25 protein-coding genes and 1 tRNA gene are annotated in these 24,490 nt (G+C 46.1%); 2 read left to right on the top strand and 24 right to left on the bottom strand.

Annotated features, from left to right (window positions below):
- Positions 1-11 precede the first annotated feature (11 nt).
- The 22 genes from FD975_RS04165 to rpsO form a co-directional block, all read right to left on the bottom strand.
- On the bottom strand, positions 12-539 hold the full coding sequence (locus tag FD975_RS04165; RefSeq protein WP_215303361.1) for a DUF1178 family protein: 528 nt from the start codon (positions 537-539) through the stop codon (positions 12-14).
- Between the two features lie 61 nt (positions 540-600).
- Positions 601-1,203 (bottom strand): NUDIX domain-containing protein, encoded by a 603-nt coding sequence (locus FD975_RS04160; protein WP_215303359.1) that lies wholly within the window; start codon positions 1,201-1,203, stop codon positions 601-603.
- Between the two features lie 105 nt (positions 1,204-1,308).
- A complete protein-coding gene (nuoN, locus tag FD975_RS04155; protein ID WP_215303357.1) occupies positions 1,309-2,814 on the bottom strand; it encodes an NADH-quinone oxidoreductase subunit NuoN in 1,506 nt (501 codons plus the stop codon).
- A gap of 10 nt (positions 2,815-2,824) precedes the next feature.
- Entirely contained in the window at positions 2,825-4,291 is a 1,467-nt protein-coding gene (locus FD975_RS04150) for an NADH-quinone oxidoreductase subunit M (RefSeq protein ID WP_215303356.1), read from the bottom strand.
- 24 nt (positions 4,292-4,315) lie between these two features.
- Positions 4,316-6,376, bottom strand: coding sequence for an NADH-quinone oxidoreductase subunit L (gene nuoL, locus FD975_RS04145; RefSeq protein WP_215303354.1), 2,061 nt, complete (start codon positions 6,374-6,376; stop codon positions 4,316-4,318).
- Positions 6,377-6,378: 2 nt separating this feature from the next.
- Positions 6,379-6,687 (bottom strand): NADH-quinone oxidoreductase subunit NuoK, encoded by a 309-nt coding sequence (gene nuoK, locus FD975_RS04140; protein ID WP_114652695.1) that lies wholly within the window; start codon positions 6,685-6,687, stop codon positions 6,379-6,381.
- The gene (locus FD975_RS04135) at positions 6,684-7,331 is read right to left on the bottom strand and encodes an NADH-quinone oxidoreductase subunit J (RefSeq protein ID WP_215303352.1); all 648 of its coding nucleotides are present in this window, start codon (positions 7,329-7,331) and stop codon (positions 6,684-6,686) included. The genes nuoK and FD975_RS04135 overlap by 4 nt, the downstream gene beginning before the upstream one ends.
- Before the next feature lie 21 nt (positions 7,332-7,352).
- On the bottom strand, positions 7,353-7,844 hold the full coding sequence (gene nuoI, locus FD975_RS04130; protein WP_215303350.1) for an NADH-quinone oxidoreductase subunit NuoI: 492 nt from the start codon (positions 7,842-7,844) through the stop codon (positions 7,353-7,355).
- Positions 7,845-7,855: 11 nt separating this feature from the next.
- Entirely contained in the window at positions 7,856-8,929 is a 1,074-nt protein-coding gene (gene nuoH, locus FD975_RS04125) for an NADH-quinone oxidoreductase subunit NuoH (protein ID WP_215303348.1), read from the bottom strand.
- Positions 8,930-8,937: 8 nt separating this feature from the next.
- Complete coding sequence (gene nuoG / locus FD975_RS04120) at positions 8,938-11,253, bottom strand: NADH-quinone oxidoreductase subunit NuoG (RefSeq protein WP_215303346.1); 2,316 nt, start codon at positions 11,251-11,253, stop codon at positions 8,938-8,940.
- Between the two features lie 31 nt (positions 11,254-11,284).
- Entirely contained in the window at positions 11,285-12,583 is a 1,299-nt protein-coding gene (nuoF, locus tag FD975_RS04115; RefSeq protein ID WP_215303344.1) for an NADH-quinone oxidoreductase subunit NuoF, read from the bottom strand.
- On the bottom strand, positions 12,580-13,086 hold the full coding sequence (nuoE, locus tag FD975_RS04110; protein WP_215303342.1) for an NADH-quinone oxidoreductase subunit NuoE: 507 nt from the start codon (positions 13,084-13,086) through the stop codon (positions 12,580-12,582). Before nuoE ends, nuoF begins: the two co-directional genes overlap by 4 nt.
- Before the next feature lie 23 nt (positions 13,087-13,109).
- Positions 13,110-14,363 (bottom strand): NADH-quinone oxidoreductase subunit D, encoded by a 1,254-nt coding sequence (locus FD975_RS04105; RefSeq protein ID WP_215303341.1) that lies wholly within the window; start codon positions 14,361-14,363, stop codon positions 13,110-13,112.
- Between the two features lie 3 nt (positions 14,364-14,366).
- Positions 14,367-14,966, bottom strand: coding sequence for an NADH-quinone oxidoreductase subunit C (locus FD975_RS04100; RefSeq protein WP_215303334.1), 600 nt, complete (start codon positions 14,964-14,966; stop codon positions 14,367-14,369).
- Positions 14,967-14,969: 3 nt separating this feature from the next.
- Complete coding sequence (locus FD975_RS04095; protein WP_011902891.1) at positions 14,970-15,452, bottom strand: NADH-quinone oxidoreductase subunit B family protein; 483 nt, start codon at positions 15,450-15,452, stop codon at positions 14,970-14,972.
- Between the two features lie 5 nt (positions 15,453-15,457).
- Positions 15,458-15,817, bottom strand: coding sequence for an NADH-quinone oxidoreductase subunit A (locus FD975_RS04090; RefSeq protein WP_215303332.1), 360 nt, complete (start codon positions 15,815-15,817; stop codon positions 15,458-15,460).
- Between the two features lie 109 nt (positions 15,818-15,926).
- A tRNA-Leu gene (locus FD975_RS04085) sits at positions 15,927-16,011 on the bottom strand.
- 86 nt (positions 16,012-16,097) lie between these two features.
- A complete protein-coding gene (gene secG / locus FD975_RS04080) occupies positions 16,098-16,445 on the bottom strand; it encodes a preprotein translocase subunit SecG (RefSeq protein WP_215303330.1) in 348 nt (115 codons plus the stop codon).
- 22 nt (positions 16,446-16,467) lie between these two features.
- The gene (tpiA, locus tag FD975_RS04075) at positions 16,468-17,226 is read right to left on the bottom strand and encodes a triose-phosphate isomerase (RefSeq protein ID WP_215303328.1); all 759 of its coding nucleotides are present in this window, start codon (positions 17,224-17,226) and stop codon (positions 16,468-16,470) included.
- Positions 17,227-17,243: 17 nt separating this feature from the next.
- Positions 17,244-18,242 (bottom strand): NAD(P)H-quinone oxidoreductase, encoded by a 999-nt coding sequence (locus FD975_RS04070; protein ID WP_215303326.1) that lies wholly within the window; start codon positions 18,240-18,242, stop codon positions 17,244-17,246.
- Positions 18,243-18,280: 38 nt separating this feature from the next.
- Positions 18,281-20,437, bottom strand: a complete 2,157-nt coding sequence (gene pnp, locus FD975_RS04065) for a polyribonucleotide nucleotidyltransferase (protein WP_215303324.1) — start codon at positions 20,435-20,437, stop codon at positions 18,281-18,283.
- Positions 20,438-20,708: 271 nt separating this feature from the next.
- Positions 20,709-20,978: a 30S ribosomal protein S15 gene (gene rpsO, locus FD975_RS04060; RefSeq protein ID WP_015420915.1), complete on the bottom strand. Its 270-nt coding sequence runs from the start codon at positions 20,976-20,978 to the stop codon at positions 20,709-20,711.
- 211 nt (positions 20,979-21,189) lie between these two features.
- Here rpsO and FD975_RS04055 point away from each other — a divergent pair, with 211 nt between their 5' ends.
- Both FD975_RS04055 and FD975_RS04050 read left to right on the top strand, forming a co-directional pair.
- Positions 21,190-21,387: a hypothetical protein gene (locus FD975_RS04055; protein ID WP_215303323.1), complete on the top strand. Its 198-nt coding sequence runs from the start codon at positions 21,190-21,192 to the stop codon at positions 21,385-21,387.
- Between the two features lie 41 nt (positions 21,388-21,428).
- Positions 21,429-21,791 carry a YSC84-related protein gene (locus FD975_RS04050; RefSeq protein ID WP_215303321.1) on the top strand — a complete coding sequence of 121 codons (363 nt, stop codon included), beginning with the start codon at positions 21,429-21,431 and terminating at the stop codon, positions 21,789-21,791.
- Between the two features lie 40 nt (positions 21,792-21,831).
- Here FD975_RS04050 and FD975_RS04045 read toward each other — a convergent pair whose 3' ends face one another.
- Positions 21,832-23,379, bottom strand: coding sequence for a 2-isopropylmalate synthase (locus tag FD975_RS04045; RefSeq protein WP_215303319.1), 1,548 nt, complete (start codon positions 23,377-23,379; stop codon positions 21,832-21,834).
- Positions 23,380-23,611: 232 nt separating this feature from the next.
- Complete coding sequence (gene pssA / locus FD975_RS04040; protein ID WP_215303317.1) at positions 23,612-24,475, bottom strand: CDP-diacylglycerol--serine O-phosphatidyltransferase; 864 nt, start codon at positions 24,473-24,475, stop codon at positions 23,612-23,614.
- Between the last annotated feature and the right edge of the window lie 15 nt (positions 24,476-24,490).

Here is a 24,490-nt window from a genome sequence, read left to right as displayed (position 1 = left end):
GGTTGGACTGGCTACTGCAGCGTGTTTTTAAAGGCAGGTAACATGGGCATCGCCATGACCTCAATTCCTTCATCGCGTAAAGCCTCGGCCTCATCTAGAGTGGTTTGACCACGAATACTCCGCTCAGGAGATTCCTTATAGTGAATTTTGCGAGCCTCTTCTGCAAACGCGCTACCTACATCCTCAGAACGCCCCATTAACTCACGCATACCCTTTAAAAAGGCTGCCTGTACCTGTGCCTCTAATTGAGAATGATCGCTTCCAGTCAGGGCAACAACATCGCCGCTGATTGTGCTGGCAACACCGCTAGCATCTACTGATCCAGGGCTGGTAACAGTCAATTCAGTTGAAGCGGGCATTTCCTTGCTGGAGCCCGATTTAGCAATATGTGGGGCAGATGGCATCCGGGTAATCTCGGTGCTATCGCAAATAGGGCAGGCAAGCATTCCCTTGTCTTGCTGGGCAAGACAATCCTCCTCAGAGGCAAACCATCCCTCAAAGCGATGATCCATTGGGCAAGCGAGGTTATAAACTTTCATAAGACCTATATAGGGACAAAATTGCTAAATTCAATATCTCTATTTTAATAGGATTACGAAATTACCCTGGAATAGGCGTGGGGCTCACTAGGCCACGTTGATAACGGTCTAGCCAGTAAGTAGCAATCGTTGTCTTTACATCTGTAATTTCACCCTGCTCTACCCAATCTAATAATTGCTCTAAAGGGGCGGCAAATACGTCTAAAAACTCTTCATCATCGAGACGGCTTTTCCCAGAGGTCAGACCTTCAGCGAGATAGATGTCAATAAATTCTGTCGAGTAGGAAATCACTGGGTGGATGCGACGGATAAAACTCCACTTGCTAGCGGAATAACCTGTCTCCTCTTCTAACTCTCGCTGGGCACACAATAATCGATCTTCCCCAATCTCCAACTTGCCCGCAGGAATTTCAATGCAAGCTTTTGCGATTGGGTAGCGATATTGACGCTCCATCAGCACCCTACCATCATCTAAGATAGCCAAAATCGCAACTGCACCAGGGTGCGTCAGGTATTCACGCACTGCTTGCTTGCCATCAGGCAAGCTGACTTGGTCGCGCTTCATATTCAAAAAGATACCGCCATAAATATCCTCACCAGATAAGCGCTCTTCTCTCAAATGGGCATCGCCAATTGGCAAGTCTTTAAAGAATTTTTCAGTCATAGTATATCTTTCATCAATTGAATATCCATCATACAAAGTCTAGATGACAGAAAAGAGAAAGGCCCCTATTCGGAGCCTTCATCTAAATCAGTTTAAATAGCTTGCTTATGAACCCAATAGAGTACGGCGCATTGCATCGAGGCAAACAGCCATGAGTCCGGCTGGGAAGATGCCGAGAGCTAAAACGAATATCGCATTCAAACTCAAAATTCCACGAGCAAAACCAGAACCAGAAATCTCTTCAGCATGCTCTTCTTTTGGCTCATCGAAGTACATCACCTTCACCACTCTGAGGTAGTAGAAAGCACCAATCAATGAAGCAATCACGGCGATGATGGCCAAGAAGGTATGTCCGCCGTCCACTAATGCCTCGAGTACACCCAACTTGGCAGCAAAACCTACTGTCGGCGGAATACCGGCCAAAGAGAACATCATTACCAAGCCAATAAAGGCAAACCATGGATGACGTTTATTCAAGCCTTTGAGATCATCAATAGTTTCGCAATCATGACCTTTGCGCGATAACATCATTAAGAGGCCGAAGCTGCCTAATGTAGTTAATACATAAGTGATCGCGTAGAACATGGATGCGCCAAAAGCATGGTCATCAAAAACTGACAACATACCAAGCAATACAAAACCCATTTGCGCAATGGCTGAGTAAGCTAGCATGCGTTTCATATTGGTTTGCGCAATGGCGGTGACGTTACCCACCACTAAAGACAGAACTGCCAACAAGACCAGCATTGGCTGCCAATCGCCCATCAGTGGCAATAAAGTATTCACCAGTAGACGGAATAGCAAAGCAAAGGCAGCAATCTTTGGAGCCGCAGCAATCATCAAAGTAACTGCTGTTGGAGCGCCTTGGTACACGTCAGGTACCCACATGTGGAATGGCACTACACCTAACTTAAAAGCTAAACCAGAAACAATAAATACCAAACCAAAAGCCATCACCAAATGATTAATACGTGGATCAGCAACTGTTCTGAAGATTTCAATTAAATCAAGTGAACCGGTTACGCCATAAAGCATAGACATACCGTAGAGCAAGAAACCAGATGCCAATGCGCCAAGAATAAAGTACTTAATAGCTGCTTCTACACTCTTCTCACTGCTATGACGCATAGCTACCAAAGCATAAGTTGGCAGAGCCATTAACTCAAGACCCAAATAAAGAGTCAATAGATTAGCACCAGAGATTAGGATGCACTGCCCTAACAAGGCCAATAAAGCCAAAACGATGAAGTCAGGACGGAAGAGTGCGCGATCGCTGAGATATTGCTTTGAATATACCAAGCTCACTAACACAGCACCACATGAGCATGCCTTGAGAAGGTTTGAAATAGGATCGGACTGAAACAGGCCATTCATAGCAACGACCGAAACATCTCCAATACGACCTAAAAATGCAAAGATCAAATACACCAGCAAAATGATCGAGAAGAAATAAACAAAGCCAACGCCACGTGGTGTGTGGAAGATATCTTGCTCTACTCCAGGGGTGGCTGGCTGACGCTCAGGCACGTAAACACTTGCCACCAATAAAAGACAGGCGACTACAAGTAAAACGAGTTCCGGCAGGACGGCGTATAGGTCGAATGCTTGCATTGGCTTTTACTCAGAGTTTGCTTACAGCAACATGCTGCAGCAGATTAATCACGGACGGATGAATAATGTCGGTAAAAGGCTTCGGATAAACACCCATTCCAATTACACAGATGGACAGTACTGTCATCATGAAATACTCGCGCGCATTGAGATCTTTCAATTCCTCAACATGCTTGTTGGTAATTGCACCAAAGAAAACGCGCTTGACCATCCACAAGGAATAAGCAGCGCCCAGAATCAAGGCGGTTGCAGCCAAGATACCAATTACAAAGTCATAATCTACGGCAGCCAAAATCACCATAAACTCCCCCACGAAACCAGAGGTAGCTGGCAAGCCACAGTTTGCCATTGCCATTAAGACTGCAAATGCAGTGAACGCAGGCATACGGTGAACCACACCACCGTAATCTGCAATTTGACGGGTATGCATACGGTCATACAGGACACCGATTGAGAGGAACATGGCACCAGCAACAAAGCCATGAGAAATCATCTGCACAATACCGCCCTCAATCCCCAGCGGACTAAAGAGGAAGAAGCCGAGAGTCACAAAGCCCATGTGCGCTACTGATGAATACGCAACTAACTTCTTCATATCTTTTTGAACCAAGGCAACTGCACCAACATAAATTACAGCCACCAAAGATAAGAAGATCACAAATGGGCCAAGATACTGACTGGCATCAGGGGCAATTGGCAATGAGAAACGTAGGAAGCCATAAGCACCCAGTTTCAACATAATTGCTGCCAGTACCACCGAACCACCTGTTGGTGCTTCAACGTGTACGTCTGGCAACCAAGTATGCAAAGGCCACATTGGCACCTTCACAGCAAATGCCATGAAGAAGGCGAAGAACAAGAGAATTTGCTCAACGATATCGAGGCGAGCATTGTGCCAAGCCAAGATTTCGAAGGTATTTGTCACGTTGTACAAATAGAGCATGGCAATCAAAGTGAGCAGTGAGCCAAGCAAGGTGTATAGGAAGAACTTAAATGCAGCGTAGATGCGGTTATGACCACCCCACACACCGATGATGATGTACATCGGAATTAAAGTTGCCTCAAAGAATACATAGAACAACAAGGCATCTAAAGCAGCGAAGACGCCAATCATTAATCCAGAAAGGATTAAGAAAGAAGCCATGTACTGAGACACCTTCTTATCAATTACTTCCCAAGCAGCTATCACCACAAAAATATTAATAAATGCAGTTAAAACGATGAACCAAACTGAGATGCCGTCGATACCTAGGTGGTAGTTAATATCATAGCGAGGAATCCAGCTCATCTTTTCAACAAACTGCATGCCAGGATTGGCAATATCAAAATGAATGATGAGTGGGAGGGTTGCAATAAAGCCCAATATGGAACCAAAGAGTGCCAACCAGCGAACGCCGGCCGTCGGTCTCTCTGAACCGTAGAACAAAATAATGATGCCGAAAAAAATCGGGATCCAGATGGCGAAAGAAAGAATCATGATGGCTACTTAAGTAACAAAGGCCTAGCGAACAAAAGGCAGGTAAGCGTACAAAACCCAAGCTAACAATACCGCTAAGCCTGCAATCATTGCGAAGGCATAGTGATAGAGATAACCGGATTGCAAATGGCGGATCACTGCAGAAAAGCGCCCTACTGCATGCGCGCTACCGTTAACCAAGAAGCCGTCAATAGCCTGTTGATCACCACGATGCCATAAGATACCGCCGATCCACAGCAGGCCTTTAGAAAACACCGCTTGGTTTAAATCATCGAGATAGTATTTGTTATCCAAGAGTTTCTTGATAGGAGCAAATGCTTGTGCAACAACGCCAGGCAACTTTGGTGCCCAGAGGTAACCAATCGCAGCAGTTAATACACCTAGTACCACTAGGAGCAATACTGGTGAAGTCAATGAATGCATTGCCATAGCAATCGGACCATGGAACTCTTCAGCAAGCTCCTTCATGGCTGGATGTTTGCCAATATCAACAAAGATTGAATCGCCAAAATAAGTACCAAACAGTAAGGGCGTAATCGTGAAGTAGCCAATGATCACTGAAGGAATCGCTAACAATATCAAAGGCAAGGTCACAACAAATGGTGACTCATGCGGTTTTTCACCGGGAGCTAAACCATGATGCGGATGATCGTCACCCTGCTCTGCATGATCATGATGGTGATCATGTGCATGAGCATCAGCATGTCCCCAGCGGGCTTTACCGTGGAACACATAGAAGTACAGACGGAAGGAATATAGAGCTGTTACAAAAACGCTGGCCATCACTGCGAAGTAAGCAAAACCAGAGCCAGGAATGTGGCTAGCAGCTACCGCTTCGATGATGGAGTCTTTGGAATAGAAGCCAGAGAAGAATGGCGTACCGATCAATGCTAAGTTACCTAATAACATCATCAAGCAAGTGATTGGCATGTACTTCCAGAGTCCGCCCATCTTGCGCATATCTTGTTCATGGTGCATACCTAAAATCACGCTACCCGCAGCGAGGAACAAGAGCGCCTTAAAGAATGCGTGCGTCATCAAATGGAATATGGCGATTGGGTAAGCAGACACTCCCAAGGCTACAGTCATATAGCCTAATTGGGAGAGCGTTGAATAAGCAACTACCCGCTTAATATCAGTTTGAACGATGCCTAAGAAGCCCATGAAGAGCGCGGTGATCGAACCAATTACCAAGATGAAACTCAATGCAGCATCAGACAACTCAAATAGAGGCGACATGCGGGACACCATAAAGATGCCGGCTGTCACCATCGTTGCAGCATGAATCAATGCAGAAATTGGGGTTGGGCCTTCCATAGAGTCTGGCAACCAAACATGCAATGGGAACTGAGCTGATTTACCCATTGCGCCAATAAAGAGGCAGATACATGCTACGGTAACTAAATTCCAGCTAGTACCCGGTAATGTTTGGGCAGCCAGTGCTGTGTTCTGAGCAAAGATCACATCGTATTGCATAGAGCCAGTGCTAGCCAATAGCAAGCCAATGCCGAGGATGAAGCCGAAGTCACCAACACGATTAACCAAGAAGGCCTTCATATTGGCAAATACAGCAGATTGACGCTCGTAGTAGAAGCCAATCAGCAAATAAGAAACTACACCCACTGCTTCCCAACCGAAGAAGAGTTGCAAGAGATTGTTACTCATCACCAACATCAACATGGCGAAGGTGAAGAGGGAGATATAGGAGAAGAAGCGGTTATAGCCCTCTTCGCCCTTCATATAACCAATGGTGTAAATGTGAACCATCAAAGATACAAACGTCACCACACACATCATTGTCGCTGTCAGTGGGTCAATTAAGAAGCCGATATCAAGATTGAGCTCACCTAATTGCATCCAGCGATAGACGGTACCGTTGAAATAAAAGCCATCCATTACTTGCACCAAGACAAAGCAAGACAGGACGAAAGCGATCATCACACCGAGAATGGTGACAAACTGGCAAGCACCATTTCCGATGCGATTGCCGCCTAATTTAGTACCAAAGAATCCTGCAATAGCTGAGCCAAATAATGGCGCCAGTGGAATTGCGCAGAGAACAGGAAGAGTTAAGGTCAATTGCATGACTAGCCTTTTAAGTGGTCAAGGTTATCTGCATCGATGGTGTCTACCTTACGGAAGAGCACAACAAGGATTGCCAAACCAATTGCCGCCTCAGCAGCAGCCACAGTCAAAATAAAGAATACGAATACCTGACCAGCCATGTCACCCAAATAATGAGAGAAGGCTACAAAGTTCATGTTCACCGAAAGAAGCATTAATTCAATCGCCATTAAAAGCACAATGACATTCTTACGATTCAAGAAGATACCAATCACGCTAGTCGCAAATAGGATTGCGCCAAGCACTAAATAATGGGCTAAGGTAATAGTCATTTCTTCTCTCCGCGAGCATCTTGCTTGGCGGCCATATCAGAATCCATCTTGACGATGCGCATGCGATCAGCAGAATTCACATTCACTTGCTCATGAATATTTTGGGACTTGGAATCTTTACGATTACGAAGGGTCAGAGCAACAGCGGCAATGATAGCCACCAGGAGAATCACTCCGGCAACCTCGAAAGCATAAACATAATCAACGAAAATCAACATACCCAAAGCTTGGGTATTGCCTATAGCCATCTCTTCAAGCATCGGCTGCACTGGAGCGCTTGTACCGATAAAGCTGCGAATCAATACGATGGACAATTCCAAGACAATGACCGCACCCATCAAGAAAGCTACGGGTAAGAATTTCTTGAAATCACGACGTAAATGCTCGAGATCAAGATCTAGCATCATGACCACAAACAAGAAGAGCACCATCACGGCGCCAACGTAAACAAGAATGAGAGCCAAGCTCAAGAACTCTGCCTTCAGAAGCATCCAAAGACCAGAAGCGCAGAAGAATGCCAAAACCAAAAACAGTGCAGCATGCACTGGGTTACGAGCAGTAATCACGCGCAATGCTGAAATCACCAAGAGCCCAGCAAAGGCATAAAAGAAGACTGCAAAGAGTGTAGAAGTATCGAATGTCATATGTCGTTTTGCTTTATTCGATTAACGATAAGGCGCATCAGCTGCGCGGTTAGCGGCAATATCTTTTTCATACTTATCGCCTACAGCTAAAAGCATTTCTTTGGTGAAGTACAAATCTCCACGCTTATCTCCGAAATACTCAAAAATATTCGTTTCAACAATAGCGTCCACTGGGCAAGCTTCTTCGCAAAAGCCACAGAAAATACACTTAGTTAAATCAATGTCATAACGACTGGTGCGACGAGTACCATCATCACGCTCGGCAGTTTCAATCGTGATGGCATAGGCAGGACATACCGCCTCACACAATTTGCAACCAATACAACGCTCTTCCCCATTTTCATAGCGGCGCAAAGCATGCAAACCGCGGAAGCGCACAGACTGTGGAGTCTTCTCTTCTGGATATTGAACAGTTATTTTTGGCTTAAAAAGATAGCGACCGGTAATCGACATACCAGTCAAAATATCTTTGAGCATCAAGCTATCGAGGAATTGGGAAATTTTCTTAAACATGATTGATCAACTTATTTCCAAATATTCCATGGGGATACAACCCAGGCGCCAACGACAACCACCCAGAATACGCAGATGGGAATAAAGATCTTCCAACCCAAACGCATGATTTGGTCATAGCGATAGCGCGGCAATGTGGCGCGCAACCAAATGACGCAAGACAAGAGGAAGAAGGTTTTAGCAAACAACCAGAAGAAGCCTGGGATATCACGAAGGATTGGCAAATCAACAATTGGTAACCAGCCGCCCAAGAACATCGTTGCAGATAATGCAGCAATCAAGATCATGTTGGCATATTCAGCCAAGAAGAACATTGCAAATGCCATGCCTGAATACTCGACCATATGGCCAGCAACAATCTCAGACTCACCCTCAACCACGTCAAATGGATGGCGATTGGTTTCAGCTACACCAGAGATAAAGTAGATCACGAACATTGGGAGCAATGGCAACCAATTCCAAGAAAGGAAGTTCAATCCCATACCAGCAAAATAACCCTGCTCTTGAGAGGCAACGATGCTACTCAGATTCAAAGAACCTGAAGTCAGCAATACTGTAACTAATGCAAAGCCCATGGCAATTTCGTAAGAAATCATTTGTGCTGATGCACGCATTGCGCCAAGGAACGGATATTTGGAGTTAGATGACCAACCGGCCAAGATTACGCCATAAACACCAATAGATGAGATTGCCATGACGTACAGTAAACCTGCGTTGACATCCGCCAAGACCATTTTTGCTTGGAAGGGGATGACTGCCCATGCAGCAAAAGCTGGCATGATCACCATCACCGGTGCAATGAAATACAAAACTTTGCTAGACCGAGTAGGAGAAATAATCTCCTTCATGAGCAACTTCAAAGCGTCAGCAATAGGTTGTAGCAAACCTAATGGACCAACACGGTTTGGTCCCAGTCGGATATGCATCCAGCCGATTAACTTACGTTCCCAAAGAGTCATGTATGCAACGGCGCCAAACATTGGCAACACGATGATCACGATACGTACCAAAGCCCAAACGAGTGGCCATAGTGAGCCAAAGATGGCCTCACCTTGGGTGGTAACGAGGTTCAAGAAATTATCCATCTCGTCCCTTATGCCTTGCTAACAGTTACAGGACCAAACATCGATCCCAATTTAGCGCTAGCCATAGTGCCCGCAGAAATTCTGACAACGCCCTGAGCTAAATTCGCTTCCAATGTGGCCGGCAAATCTACGGACTGACTATCTTGAGTCACTCGCACAGCATCGCCCTCTTTCAAGCCCAGCTCATTAAAGAGTGCTTGACCTAATCCAACTTGATTGCCGCGCTTAGCATCGCGCGTTAACTGCAATGCTGATGAACGGCGGACGATTTGGTCGCCGGCGTAAATACCAACATCAGATAAACGCTCTAAACCTGCTGCTACAGCTGCGTTTCCATTGGTCAATCCGCTTGCGGTGGATTGATTTGATAACTTAGTGCAATAGTTTTCACCAAGCGCTTCACCCAATACCTCTTCAGGCATGTTGTACAGGAAGCCATCTAAATTCAATAAGCCGCCTAAAACACGCAACACTTTCCATGCTGGACGAGAATCACCCAAAGGCTTTACCGCTGGTTGAATTGTTTGCGCACGGCCTTCTGAGTTAATGAAAGTAGAAACCGTTTCTGTGAATGTAGAGATCGGCAGAATGACATCGGCTACCTCAAGGAGGTCAGCACTCTTATATGCACTCAAGGCAATCACTGTATTGGCTTTAGCCAAAGCAGCACGCGCTTGCGTAGGATTTGGCAAGTCAGCGTCTGGATCGATATTCATCAAGATGACAGCACGACGCTCACCAGAAAGAACTGATTCAACGCCCACACCATTAGCCTTGACTAAGCTAGCACCAACAGCATTACCGCCAACTGGTAAGAAGCCTAAAGTAGCGCCAGTTTGCTCAGCAATGAATTGCGCCAAGACATGTAAGTCAGATGCTTGTGGATGGGCGACTGCAGCAGAGCCTAGCAATACTGAAGTAGACGTACCAGACAGCAAGCTATCCGCAATTTTTTGTGCAGTAGCAGAAACTGTTAAGTTAGGCGTGCCTGCTGGAGCAGTTGCAGATTTTGCTTTAGCCACAGCCAAGGCAACTTCACTTAATGTATTGAGCCATGCGCTTGGAGTTGCAGCAATACCCGAAGCAGGGATCAACCAGTCATCACCACCCGCATCAATACGTGAGACTTGCAAGCCGCGCTTTGTGCCGGCACGTAAACGCGCAGCAATCAATGGCTGTTCTTTACGTAAGAAGCTACCAATTACCAACACACGATCGAGCTCACTTAATTTGCCAATCGGCATACCCAACCATGGGGCTGAAGCTGCGCCTTTCACGTCAGTTTGACGTAAACGAGTCTCAACTTGATTCGAACTCAAGCCGCGAATCATTTTTTGAAGCAAGAACAACTCTTCAGTACTGGAGATTGGGTGCGCTAAGGCGGCCACCGCTTCAGGACCGCTCTCAGAAGAAATGGTTTTGAGTGAATGGGCAACGTAGTCCAGGGCGGATTGCCAATCAGTCTCCAACCACTGACCGCCCTGCTTCACCATTGGGGTAGTTACACGATCAGCACTGTTCAAGCCTTCGTAGGCGAAGCGATCACGATCACTAATCCAGCATTCATTAATTGCATCATTCTCCAAAGCAACGACGCGCATTACTTTGTTCGCTTTTGTTTGAATAGTCGTATTAGCACCCAGACTGTCATGAGGGCTAACTGAACGCTTACGGCCTAATTCCCAAGTACGCGCAGCATAGCGGAAAGGCTTGCTGGTTAATGCACCTACTGGGCACAAATCAATCATGTTTCCAGAAAGTTCAGAATCAATAGTCTGGCCTGCAAAAGTCGTGATTTCAGAATGCTCACCGCGATTGACCATGCCCAATTCCATGACGCCGGCAACTTCTTGACCAAAACGTACGCAACGAGTGCAATGAATACAACGTGTCATCTCTTGCATAGAGATAAGAGGGCCAACATTCTTGTGGAATACAACACGCTTCTCTTCTTCGTAGCGTGAATTGGATTTACCGTAACCCACTGCCAAATCTTGTAACTGGCACTCACCACCTTGATCACAAATTGGGCAATCTAAAGGATGGTTAATTAAAAGGAACTCCATCACTGAGCGCTGTGCTTCAACTGCTTTAGCGGAATGGGTAAATACCTTCATACCCTGCGTTACTGGTGTTGCGCAAGCTGGCAATGGCTTTGGCGCCTTCTCTACTTCTACCAAGCACATACGGCAGTTAGCAGCGATAGATAACTTCTTGTGATAGCAGAAGTGAGGAATGTAAGCGCCGAGCTTGTTCGCGGCATGCATCACCATCGAACCTTGCGGAACTTCTACTGCCTTACCATCTAATTCGATTTCAACCATGCTCACTTTAAGATGTCCCGTGCTCAATGTCTTATAAAGGTTTTGCAGAATCTAAGCAGCGCTTATGTTCTACGTGATACGCAAATTCATCCATGTAATGCTTCAACATGCCACGAACTGGCATAGCAGCCGCATCACCCAAGGCGCAAATCGTGCGACCCTGAATGTTTGCAGCTACATCATTTAATAAATCCAAATCTTCTGGACGACCTTCGCCATGCTCAATGCGGTGAACGATGCGCCACAACCAACCAGTGCCCTCGCGACATGGAGTGCACTGACCACAAGATTCTTCGTGATAGAAATAAGACAAGCGCTCTAAGGCACGAACCATACAGCGGGTTTCATTCATTACGATGACTGCACCAGATCCCAGCATGGACCCTGCTTTTGCAATACTGTCGTAGTCCATGGTGAGAGTCATCATCTCGGCACCCGGAATTACTGGGGAAGAAGATCCACCAGGAATAACTGCCTTCAATGGAATACCGTCACGCATACCACCAGCAAGTTTCAATAATTCAGCAAATGGGGTCCCTAGTGGGATCTCATAATTGCCTGGATAAGTCACATCGCCAGAGATGGAGAAAATCTTTGTACCGCCGTTATTAGGCTTGCCTAAGTCTAAATAAGCCTGGCCACCAATTGCCATAATGAATGGCACAGCAGCAAAAGTTTCAGTGTTATTAATTGTGGTTGGCTTGCCATACAAACCAAAGCTTGCAGGGAATGGGGGCTTAAAGCGTGGCTGACCCTTCTTACCTTCAAGCGACTCTAAAAGCGCAGTCTCTTCACCACAGATATATGCACCCCAACCAGGAGCTGCATGCAATTGGAAGTTGAAATCACTTCCCATGATTTTGTCGCCGAGATATCCAGCAGCACGGGCTTCTTCAAGCGCCTCTTCGAAGCGCTCATAGACTGCAAAAATTTCACCGTGGATATAGTTATAACCCACAGAGATGCCCATAGTGTAGGCACCAATAATCATGCCCTCAATCAAGGCATGCGGGTTGTAACGCATGATGTCGCGGTCTTTAAAAGTACCAGGCTCACCTTCGTCACTATTACAAACTAAATATTTTTGACCGGGAAATTGACGGGGCATGAAGCTCCACTTCAATCCCGTTGGGAAACCTGCGCCTCCACGACCACGCAAAGATGATGCCTTTAGTTCAGCAATAATTGCATCTGGTGCGATTTTGTCATTGATGATACGACGCAACTGTTGATAACCACCACGGCTTTCGTAATCTTTTAAACGCCAATTCTCACCATTCAATCCAGCGAGAATCAAAGGCTTAATGTGTCTATCGTGCAAGCTGGTCATGCTGCTTTCCCTTCCGCACGGAGTTCTTTCAATAGGGTATCAATCTTCTCTTTACTCATGAAACTACACATGCGCTTGTCATTGACGAGCATTACTGGAGAATCTCCACACGCTCCCATACACTCACCCTCTTTCAGGGTAAAAGTTCCGCATGGGGTGGTTTCGTTGTAACCAATACCGAGAGTTTCTTTTAAGTATGTAGCCGCTGTTTCGCCGTGAGTTAACTGGCAAGGTAGATTTGTACAAATTACTAATTTGTACTTACCAATCGGTTTGGTGTTGTACATATTGTAGAAAGTAGCCACTTCATCAACTGCAATCGTTGGCATTTCTAAAATTTGAGCAACTGTAGCAATCACCTCTGGTGACACCCAACCTACTTCAGTTTGGGCAGCAATCAATGAGGCCATCACTGCAGATTGTTTTTGGTCTGGAGGATATTTCGCGACATTGCGCGCAATATCTGCAAGCGTTTTGTCCGAAAGTTGAAGAGTTGTTGTCATGAATTCATCCTTGGCGCGCTGTTTTAGCGGTCAATCTCCCCGAACACGATATCTTGAGTACCAATAATGGTTACAGCATCAGCCAACATGTGGCCACGTGACATCTCATCCATCGCAGATAAATGTACGAATCCTGGTGCACGAATTTTCATGCGGTATGGTTTATTGGCGCCATCAGAAATCAAATAGATACCAAACTCACCTTTTGGATGCTCAACCGCAGAGTAAGCCTCGCCATCAGGAACGTGCATACCTTCAGTAAAGAGTTTGAAATGGTGAATCAACTCTTCCATATTGGTCTTCATATCTACACGCTTTGGTGGAGATACTTTATGGTTATCGCTCATGACGGGGCCATCGTTTGCCTTGAGCCAAGCCACACATTGCTTGATGATGCGATTCGATTGACGCATTTCTTCCATGCGAACTAAATAGCGATCATAAGAGTCACCATTTACACCAACAGGGATATCAAAGTCGAGCTTGTCGTAAGTTTCGTAAGGTTGTTTTTTACGTAAGTCCCACTCAATACCGGAGCCACGCAACATAGGCCCTGTGAAGCCGAGCTGCAAAGCGCGCTCAGGAGTTACAACACCAATACCAACTAAACGCTGCTTCCAAATACGATTATCAGTAAGGAGATTGCAATACTCATCTACATTGGCATCAAAGCGGCCGGAGAAGTCTTCAATGAAATCGAGCAGTGAACCACTACGACTTTCATTTAAACGCTTGATTGCAGAAGTGCTACGAATCTTAGACTTAGAGTATTGCGCCATCTGCGTTGGCAGGTCACGATAGACTCCACCTGGACGGTAGTAAGCAGCATGCATACGAGCACCAGAAACGGCTTCGTACATATCAAAAATATCTTCACGGTCACGGAAGGCATACAAGAACACGGCCATCGCGCCAACGTCTAAACCATGACAACCAATCCACAAGAGGTGATTGAGCAAACGAGTTAACTCGTCATACATCACGCGGATGTATTGAGCACGCAATGGAACATCTACCTGAAGCAACTTTTCAATTGCCATCACGTAAGCATGTTCGTTAGCCATCATCGAGACATAGTCCAAACGATCCATATAAGGAACGTTTTGAATCCAAGTACGTGTCTCAGCTAATTTTTCTGTAGCGCGATGCAATAAACCAATGTGCGGATCAGCACGCTGAATTACCTCGCCATCAAGCTCCAGTACTAAACGCAATACGCCGTGAGCCGCAGGATGCTGAGGACCAAAATTGAGGGTGTAGTTCTTAATTTGTGCCATGACTTAAACCGGACCTCCGTACTGCTCTTCACGCACGATACGCGGTGTAATTTCACGCGCTTCAATCGTGACTGGCTGATACACCACACGCTTCAACTCTGGGTCATAGCGCATTTCTACGTTGCCAGAGATTGGGAAATCTTTTCTAAATGGGTGGCCAATGAAACCATAATCGGTCAAGATACGACGCAAGTCTTCATGACCATCAAACAAGATGCCGTAGAGGTCAAACGCTTCACGTTCAAACCAGTTGGCAGCAGACCAAACAGGAGTTAGCGAGGCAACAATCGGGTAAGCATCTTCTGGAGCAAATACACGAACACGTAAACGCCAGTTATGCGCTATGGATAAAAGATGTGAAACAACGCCAAAGCGCTGACCGCCCCACTGCCCTTCACGGTAGTCTTGATAATCTACACCGCACAAATCAATCAATTGCTCAAAAGCCAAGGAAGGGTCATCGCGTAACAACATGGCGGATTCAAAATAGGCATCCGCATTAACGACAACAGTAACTTCGCCCAAGGCGACTTCAATAGATTGAGCGCGCTTACCTAAAACTTTTTCTAGATTGGCCGTGAGTTGAACTAAACGATCTGACATGATTTAAGCCTTCCGCGCAATCGTGCTAGTACGAGCGATCTTCGATTGCAACTGAATGATTCCGTAGATCAACGCTTCTGCAGTTGGAGGGCAACCAGGAACATAGATATCCACTGGCACGATACGGTCACAACCGCGAACTACTGAATACGAGTTATGGTAATAACCACCACCATTGGCACAAGAGCCCATGGAGATTACCCAGCGTGGTTCAGGCATTTGGTCATAGACCTTACGAAGAGCTGGAGCCATCTTGTTACACAAAGTACCAGCCACAATCATCAAGTCTGATTGACGTGGAGATGGGCGGAAAACTACACCGAATCGATCTAAGTCATAACGGGATGCGCCCGCATGCATCATTTCTACAGCGCAGCAAGCAAGGCCAAAAGTCATTGGCCATAAAGAGCCATTACGCGTCCAGTTAATTAACTGGTCTGCAGTAGTGGTAACAAATCCTTCTTTGAGAACGCCTTCTAATGCCATATCGATCACTCCCAGTCGAGAGCGCCCTTTTTCCAGATGTACACAAAGCCCACAATGAATTCCAATAAGAAAATCACCATGGAAGCGTAGCCAAACCAGCCAATGTCACGTAAAGCAACGCCCCACGGGAACAGGAAGGCGGTTTCTAAGTCAAATAAGATAAATAGGATGGCAACGAGGTAATAGCGCACGTCAAATTTCATACGCGCATCTTCGAAAGCTTCAAAACCACACTCATAGGGAGACAGTTTTTCAGCATCCGGCTTCGAAGGAGCCAAGATTTTTCCGAGGAACATGGGGACTAAACCCACCCCAATACCTACAAGGATGAAAAGCAGAACGGGAAAGTAGTTAGCGAGATTCAAAATGGCCCTAAGTCGTTCGTCTGGTAATTCCTAATTAGCTACAAATTATCAATTATTCCGGAATGCAAAACCTTGATTTACAGCATAAATCCCTACAAATTCTACAATTTGGTGCCGACGGCGAGACTCGAACTCGCACAGCCTAAGCCACTACCCCCTCAAGATAGCGTGTCTACCAATTTCACCACGTCGGCATCTTGTAAAACCCATCAATTCTACTGCATTGCACCACTGAGTTACCCCAAAAAAAGGGGCACAGAGTGCTTAAAACCTACTTTTTTTACTTTGGAACAGCCGGCTTAGTCGGATCCTGGGCTGGAGCAGCTGGGGCTGGGGCTGGAGCCACAACCGGCGCTACAGTGCCAGACAAAATTCCAGGGCTAACTTCCTTTTTATTGCCAATCCAAGTAATCCCTAAAGTGCAGACAAAAAAGACTGCCGCAAAAATAGCAGTTGTGTGGGATAGGAAGTTGGCTGAACCACTGGCGCCAAAGAGACTGCCTGAGGATCCAGAACCAAAAGCAGCACCCATATCAGCACCCTTACCCTGCTGCAACAACACCAGCAAGATCACAGCCAAAGCAGAAATTACCTGCAAAACGATCAATAAAGTCTTAAACCATTCCATGGCTTATCTCCAAATAAAAAAACTAGGCCTGACAGATAGCCAGAAAATCCTGCGGGCTTAAGGAAGCACCCCCAATCAATCCACCATCAATATCCGGCATTGCAAATAGTTCAACGGCATTGTCAGGTTTAACGCTACCGCCATACAAAATTCCCACATGGGAAGCTACATCCTCATCAAACTCCGCTAACTGCAAGCGGATTGCTCGATGCATATCTTGGGCCATTTGAGCGCTTGCTACCTTGCCAGTGCCAATAGCCCAAATAGGCTCATAAGCAATCAGGCAGTCAGCTAAACGATCTTGCAAAATGGCCACTTGTTTTGAAATTTGACCTCTGACAACCTCAATCTCACGACCAGAATTTCGCTCATCTGCAGATTCACCAACACAGATTACAGGGATCATGCCGTTATCAAGTACCTGAAGGGCTTTCTCTGCAACCTGCTCATCAACCTCGTGATGATATTGACGACGTTCAGAATGTCCAACAATCACATAAGCACAATTCAATTCTTTGAGCATGGAGGCTGCAACCTCGCCGGTATAAGCGCCAGCAGTATAAGCAGATACATCCTGAGCGCCTAAGCTTAAAAAAGCTAAAGAGCAATTCTGAATTAACTCACCGCACTGCGATAAGTAAGGAGAAGGAACACACACTGCATACTTGCGACCAGCAGGCATTCCCTGCTCCATGCCACGGCAAACGATCTTGACCCAGTCTGCATTGCTTGCAAGACTGCCGTTCATTTTCCAGTTGCCGATAACAGTGAGTGGGCGCATTAAATCTAGCTCAATACTTAAACAGTGAGGACAATCTTGCCAACGTGCTCAGAAGACTCCATCAAACGATGGGCATCAGCAGCCTGATCCAAGGTAAATGTTTTATAAATTACTGGCTTCAACTTGCCTGCATCTAGCAAAGGCCAGATACGTGCATGTAACTGCTGAGTAATTTGTTTCTTGAATGACACTGGACGTGGGCGCAAGGTAGAACCAGTAATGGTTAAACGACGACGCAAAATTTGTCCGGTATTTACTTCAGCCTTTGATCCGCCCATGATTGCAATAATCACAATGCGACCATCATCAGCTAAGCAATCAATCTCTTTTTGTACATAAGCACCGGTAACCATGTCGAGAATAACGTTGACACCCTTACCGTCTGTTGCCTTCTTCACTTCTTCTGCAAAATCTTGTGTCTTGTAGTTGATCGCCAGATCAGCACCTAAAGCCACGCATGCAGCGCACTTCTCATCGGTGCCGGCAGTCACGAATACTTTATGACCCAAAGCCTTGGCAATTAAAATGGCAGTCACACCGATGCCACTTGAACCACCTTGAACTAGCAAGGTTTCGCCTTCAGACAACTCACCACGCATGAAGACGTTGCTCCATACGGTATAGAAAGTTTCGGGCAAAGATGCCGCTTCTTGATCAGTAAACCCTTTTGGATAAGGCAGGCATTGTGCAATGGGAGCGGTACACAATTCTGCGTAACCACCGCCTTGCACAAGCGCACAAACCTTATCGCCAACTTTGAGACCAAATAGATTATCGGCGTGAGCTAAGTCGCCGCCGATAATCTCACCCGCTACTTCGAGACCAGGAATATCCGATGCGCCTGCTGGCACTGGGTAATGGCCTTTACGCTGTAAAACATCCGGACGATTAATCCCAGCAGCAATTACCTTAATCAAAATCTCGCCCGTACCAGCAGCCGGAGCCACTGGATCAGGACGAGTAGCAGCCACCAGCATTTCTGGTGCGCCAAATTCTTTGATTTCCATTACGCGCATATGAACTCCGCTCGGTAACTAAATGGCTTAGTAAATAATTAAGCAGTTTCGCCAGATGCAGGGGCAGCCTCAGTCGCGCCAGCCAAAGGAGCAATCGTGCCACCTTCATCAGCCATTGCAGCTTTAAGAGATAAACGCAAACGACCACGCTCATCAGCAGCCAACAACTTCACGCGCACTACTTGGCCCTCTGCTAAATAGTCCTTAACTTCTTTTACACGCTCATTAGAAATTTCTGAGATGTGTAAGAGACCATCTTTGCCAGGAAGAATGTTTACCAAAGCACCGAACTCAAGCAACTTCACAACTGGGCCTTCGTAGATCTTGCCTACTTCAGCTTCAGCAGTAATGCCTTCGATACGCGCTTTTGCTTCAGCCATACCTTCAGCAGAAGTAGATGCGATTGTTACTGTACCGTCATCTTTAATATCGATGCTGCAACCGGTTTCTTTAGTCAAGGCTTGAATTGTTGCGCCGCCCTTGCCGATTACTTCACGAATCTTGTCTGGATGAATCTTGAAAGAAACCATGCGTGGAGCATGTGCAGACAATTCAGTACGAACTGAACCCATCGCTTCTTGCATCTTGCTCAAAATATGCAAGCGACCTTCTTTAGCTTGAGCCAATGCAACTTGCATAATTTCTTTAGTGATGCCTTGAACTTTAATGTCCATTTGCAAAGCAGTAATACCGTTAGCAGTACCCGCTACTTTAAAGTCCATATCGCCTAAGTGATCTTCATCACCCAAGATATCTGTTAACACAGCAAAACGGTTACCGTCCAAAATCAAGCCCATCGCAACACCAGCAACGTGTGCCTTCACTGGAACACCAGCATCCATCATTGCTAAGCAGCCACCACAAACAGAAGCCATTGAAGAAGAGCCATTAGACTCAGTGATTTCTGAAACCACACGAATGCTGTACGCGAAATCTTCTGCGCTTGGCAATACTGGAATCAATGCGCGCTTAGCCAAACGACCGTGACCAATTTCACGACGCTTAGGGCTACCTACACGGCCAGTTTCACCAGTAGCAAACGGAGGCATGTTGTAGTGGAACATGAAGCGATCACGGTACTCACCTTCGAGTGCATCAATGATCTGCTCATCACGCGCAGTACCCAAAGTAGCTACTACGAGTGCCTGTGTCTCACCGCGAGTAAACAATGCTGAACCGTGGGTACGTGGCAATACGCCATTACGAATTTCAATCGGACGAACAGTGCGTGTGTCGCGACCATCAATACGTGGCTCGCCATTCAAAATCTGGCTACGAACAATCTTCGCCTCGATTTCAAACATGATGTCGCTAACAGCAACTGCATCAACATCACCCTCTTCTGCTAACTTCGCTAAAACTGTTTTAGAAATCTCTTTGAGCTTGTCTGAACGGGCGCCCTTTTGACGAATCTGATAAGCCTCACGCAATGGCGCTTCAGCTAGTGCAGTGACCTTAGCAATGAATGGCTCATCTTTAGGAGCAGCAGTCCAATCCCACTCTGGCTTACCAGCTTCGCGCACTAAATCATTGATTGCATTGATCGCAGTTTGCATTTGGTCATGACCATATACAACCGCACCCAACATCACTTCTTCTGACAACTGATTGGCTTCTGACTCAACCATCAATACAGCAGCTTGCGTACCAGCAACAATCAAATCCATTTCGCTAGTAGCTTGCTCTGTACGAGTAGGATTCAAGAGATATTGGCCGTTAGCGTAACCAACACGCGCTGCGCCGACTGGACCAGCAAATGGAATGCCTGAAACTGCTAAAGCTGCAGAAGCAGCGATCAATGCAGGAATATCCGCAGGCACATCCGGGTTGATAGACAACACATGCACCACTACCTGAACTTCATTTAAGAAGCCTTCTGGAAATAAAGGGCGCAATGGGCGATCGATCAAACGGGAGATCAATGTCTCGCCTTCTGATGGACGACCTTCACGACGGAAGAAGCCACCAGGAATTTTTCCTGCAGCGTAAGTTTTTTCGAGGTAATCAACAGTCAATGGGAAAAATAACTGGCCTGGCTTCGCTGATTTAGAAGCTACAACCGTACCCATCACTACTGTGTCATCAACGTTAACGATGACAGCACCACCAGATTGGCGAGCGATCTCGCCTGTTTCCATAGTTACTTGATGGTTACCCCATTGAAACGTTTTTACTGCTTTTTTAAACATCGTCATTCTGATCTTCTCCAAATTGTTCACGTAAAAGCCACATGGTTTTTACGCTTGTCGTGGGATAAAGCAGTGTCACGACAACACTGGAGCGTTTAAAGATCACAGGGGATGCCATTCCAGGGAGGCACTGAATTCTTCAATCCAGAAACTCATTGGAATGACACGATCCCCTACACAAATAATCTTGAAGCGCTCAAAAAACATGCCATCTGCTTAAGACTGAATCTGTTACGAAACAACCTTAAGAAAGATGGCATTGCAATACCGATAAGAATTACTTACGGAGACCTAATTTCTCGATCAATGCGCGGTAGCGACCCAAATCCTTGCCCTTGAGATAATCCAAGAGGCGGCGACGGCGTGAAACCATCTTCAACAAACCACGACGGCTGTGATGATCCTTAGCGTTAGCTTTGAAATGGGGGGTTAATTCATTGATACGGGCTGTTAGCAATGAAACTTGAACTTCAGGGCTACCTGTATCGTTTGCGCTGCGCGCGTTTTCTTTGACGATTTCCGCCGTTTTAATATCAGCAACTGCCATTTTCATACTCCTAACTTGCGAACACCTGAGCTTTCACCCAAATTGTGTCGTGCATTTATTAATCAAATAAAACAAAAAAGCTTTAAAAATCAAAGCCCTCGAATTGTATCAGAGAGAGGCCATAAAAATGAGACCCTGCCCTCATAACTTGCTATTCTCTAGAGAACCTTTCAAGCATTTATCCAGAAATAATCAATAAAATCAATAACTTATGAAAATTTATCGCCTGACCACCCCTATTTTTGCTTTGGTTTTAGGTACTTTTTGCCTCAATAACAGTGCTTTTGCACAGTTTTCCAATCCTTTTGCGACTCAAAAGACGGTTGCTCAGCAACGGGAAGACATTCTTAAAACGAGCAATGACACCCTTAAAGCGCTATACCAAGTACAGCCCAAGGGAAAGAACTGATCGAAAAGTCTGTTGGCTATGCCACCTTTAGTAACTTTGGCATGAAGATATTCATTGCAGGCGGAGGTACCGGCAGCGGCGTAGTCATCCAAAAGGATGGGCTTAAGCCAATTTATATGAATATGGCTGAAGTACAAGCTGGTCTTGGCTTTGGAATTAAGTCATTCCAGAACATCTTTGTATTTCAGACAAAAGCTGCCTTAAATGACTTCGTCAATTCCGGCTGGACCTTTGGCGGTCAAATGACTGCAGCCGCCAAATACGAAAAAGATGGCGATGCCTACCAAGATGCAGTGGTCGTTGCGCCCGGCGTGTTGATGTACCAATTGACTGACTCGGGCCTTGCCGCTGAAATCACCGGCAAGGGCACCAAGTATTACAAAAATACAGACCTCGATAAATAAGAGGTGTAATTCAGAAGCGTCGAAAATACGACCCAAATATTTAAGGCGTCATCTGCGCATTGAGCTTAGCTTGACTCGGATCATGCAATTTATTGAGCGCAGATAAATACGCTTTTGCTGAAGCGGCAATGATGTCTGGATCAGTTCCAACGCCGTTCACAATACGCCCGCCCTTAGCCAAACGCACAGTCACCTCACCCTGAGACTGCGTACCTGAAGTGATTGCGTTGACCGAGTAAAGCAATTGCTCTGCCCCACTCTTCACCACTTCTTCAATCGCGTTCAGGCTGGCATCAACTGGTCCATTACCTTCAGACTCGGAGCTTGTCTCTTTATCGCCAACCCGGAAGGTGACTTTAGATTTTGGACGCTCACCCGTTTCAGAATGCTGACTCAAGGAGATAAATTTATAAAACTCACCCTCTTCTGCTGCAGCAGAATCCGACATGATGGCAATAATGTCTTCATCAAAGATTTCTGATTTTTGATCGGCTAATGATTTGAAGCGAACAAATGCTTCATTCAAATCTGCTTCAGCTTCAATTGCAATACCCAACTCTTGTAAACGCTGTTTGAATGCATTGCGACCCGACAGCTTGCCCAACACGATCTTATTAGCAGACCAACCCACATCTTCAGCGCGCATGATTTCATAGGTATCGCGATTCTTCAAGATGCCATCTTGGTGAATACCGGAGGTATGTGCAAAAGCATTAGCGCCAACGACTGCCTTGTTTGGCTGAACAACAAAACCAGTAATTTGCGATACCAATTTGGATGCCGGAACAATCTGGGTAGCATCAATGCCGCACACCATCTCGAAGTAGTCCTTGCGTGTGCGCAAGGCCATCACAATTTCTTCCAGGGCTGTATTACCAGCACGCTCACCCAAGCCGTTAATGGTGCACTCAATTTGACGAGCGCCGCCAATCTTCACGCCAGCCAATGAATTAGCAACAGCCATACCCAAGTCATTGTGGCAATGAACAGACCATACTGCTTTATCTGAATTCGGGACGCGGGTACGCAAAGTTTTAATGAACTCTCCATACAACTCAGGTGTGGCATAACCTACAGTATCGGGGATGTTGATGGTAGTTGCACCTTCATTAATTACCGCCTCAACTACCCTGCACAAGAAATCCATTTCTGAGCGATAGCCATCTTCCGCCGAGAACTCAATATCTTCAGCCAAATTTCGGGCAAAACGAATAGAACGCTTCGCTTGCTCTAATACTTCCTCTGGAGACATCCGCAACTTCACTGCCATATGCAATGGGCTAGTGGCTAAGAATGCATGAATGCGTTTTGCATTAGCAGCTTTCAAAGCATCCGCTGCTCTCGTAATGTCTTTGTCATTGGCGCGTGCGAGTGAGCATACGATGGAATCTTTAACGGCAGCAGCAACCGCAGAGATAGCCTGAAAATCACCCTCAGAGCTTGCAGCAAATCCAGCCTCGATCACGTCTACCTTAAGACGTTCCAATTGGCGTGCAATACGAACCTTCTCATCCTTGGTCATTGAGGCACCAGGCGACTGCTCGCCATCACGCAAGGTGGTATCAAAAATGATTACTTTGTCGCTCATCACTACTCTCCGGTTCAGTATTACTTAATTATGTTTTCTACTTAATTACAAATCTAAAAACAAAAACCCCAGCAATTTGCTGGGGCTGGTATGTGGTGGCTAATGAATTACTTTAATCTCATTAACTCAGGCCTTACCTGCCCCAAGCTGTAGGCTTAGTGCTAGTAGAAGAAGACCGGAAAGAAGTGAGAAATTCATTAACATGGTTTAAATATAACCTAAAAATCCAGTTTTAGCTAAAACGGCGACCACTCAGTCGTTCCCACGCCCAAATGATATAACCTGAAATGGAATACACCACAAAGAGGCCAAATAGAGTTAAAGGAGGGTTGGATGAAATCAACACAAAGGTAAGGATCATTAAGACCATTACACCAAATGGAACCCGATAGCGAACATCCAAGGCCTTACCACTATAAAAACGAGCATTGGACACCATTGTCAAACCAGCGTAAACAGCCAAGAAGAAAGTAATCCACGGAATCGCACTGTCGCGTACCGGGATCTTATTGTCATCAGCCAACCAGATAAAACCAGCCATTAATGAGCCAGCAGCTGGACTTGGCAAGCCCTGGAAAAACTTCTTATCAACAACACCGGTATTGACGTTAAAACGGGCCAAGCGCAAAGCAGCACCGGCGCAATAGGTAAAGGCAGCTAACCAACCCCACTTACCTAAATCTTTTAGAGCCCACTCATAAGCCACAAGCGCTGGAGCTACGCCAAATGACACCATGTCAGCCAAAGAGTCGTACTGTTCGCCAAAAGCACTTTGGGTATTTGTCATTCGTGCAACACGACCATCCATGCCATCCAAAACCAAAGATGCAAAGATGGCAATCGCGGCCATCTCAAACTGATGGTTCATCGCATTGACGATAGCAAAGAAACCGCAGAACAAGGCTGCAGTAGTGAATGCATTGGGAAGCAGGTAAATACCTTTGCTGCGTTTACGCGTCTTATTCTCGTGCAAGTCTTCTACTTCGAAATCAATTTCATCACCAAGATCCTCCGCCCACTCATCTTGAGTGCGATCGGTGCGGGTGCGTGCCAAGCGACTACGGTCAATGCGGCCACGACGACGAAATGTACTCAAAGAATATTCCCAGTT

It is taken from the genome of Polynucleobacter sp. AP-Jannik-300A-C4 (genome assembly GCF_018688335.1).
GTDB lineage: Bacteria > Pseudomonadota > Gammaproteobacteria > Burkholderiales > Burkholderiaceae > Polynucleobacter.
Note: the sequence above shows the minus strand (reverse complement) of the source record. Positions and strands in the feature narration are given on the sequence as shown.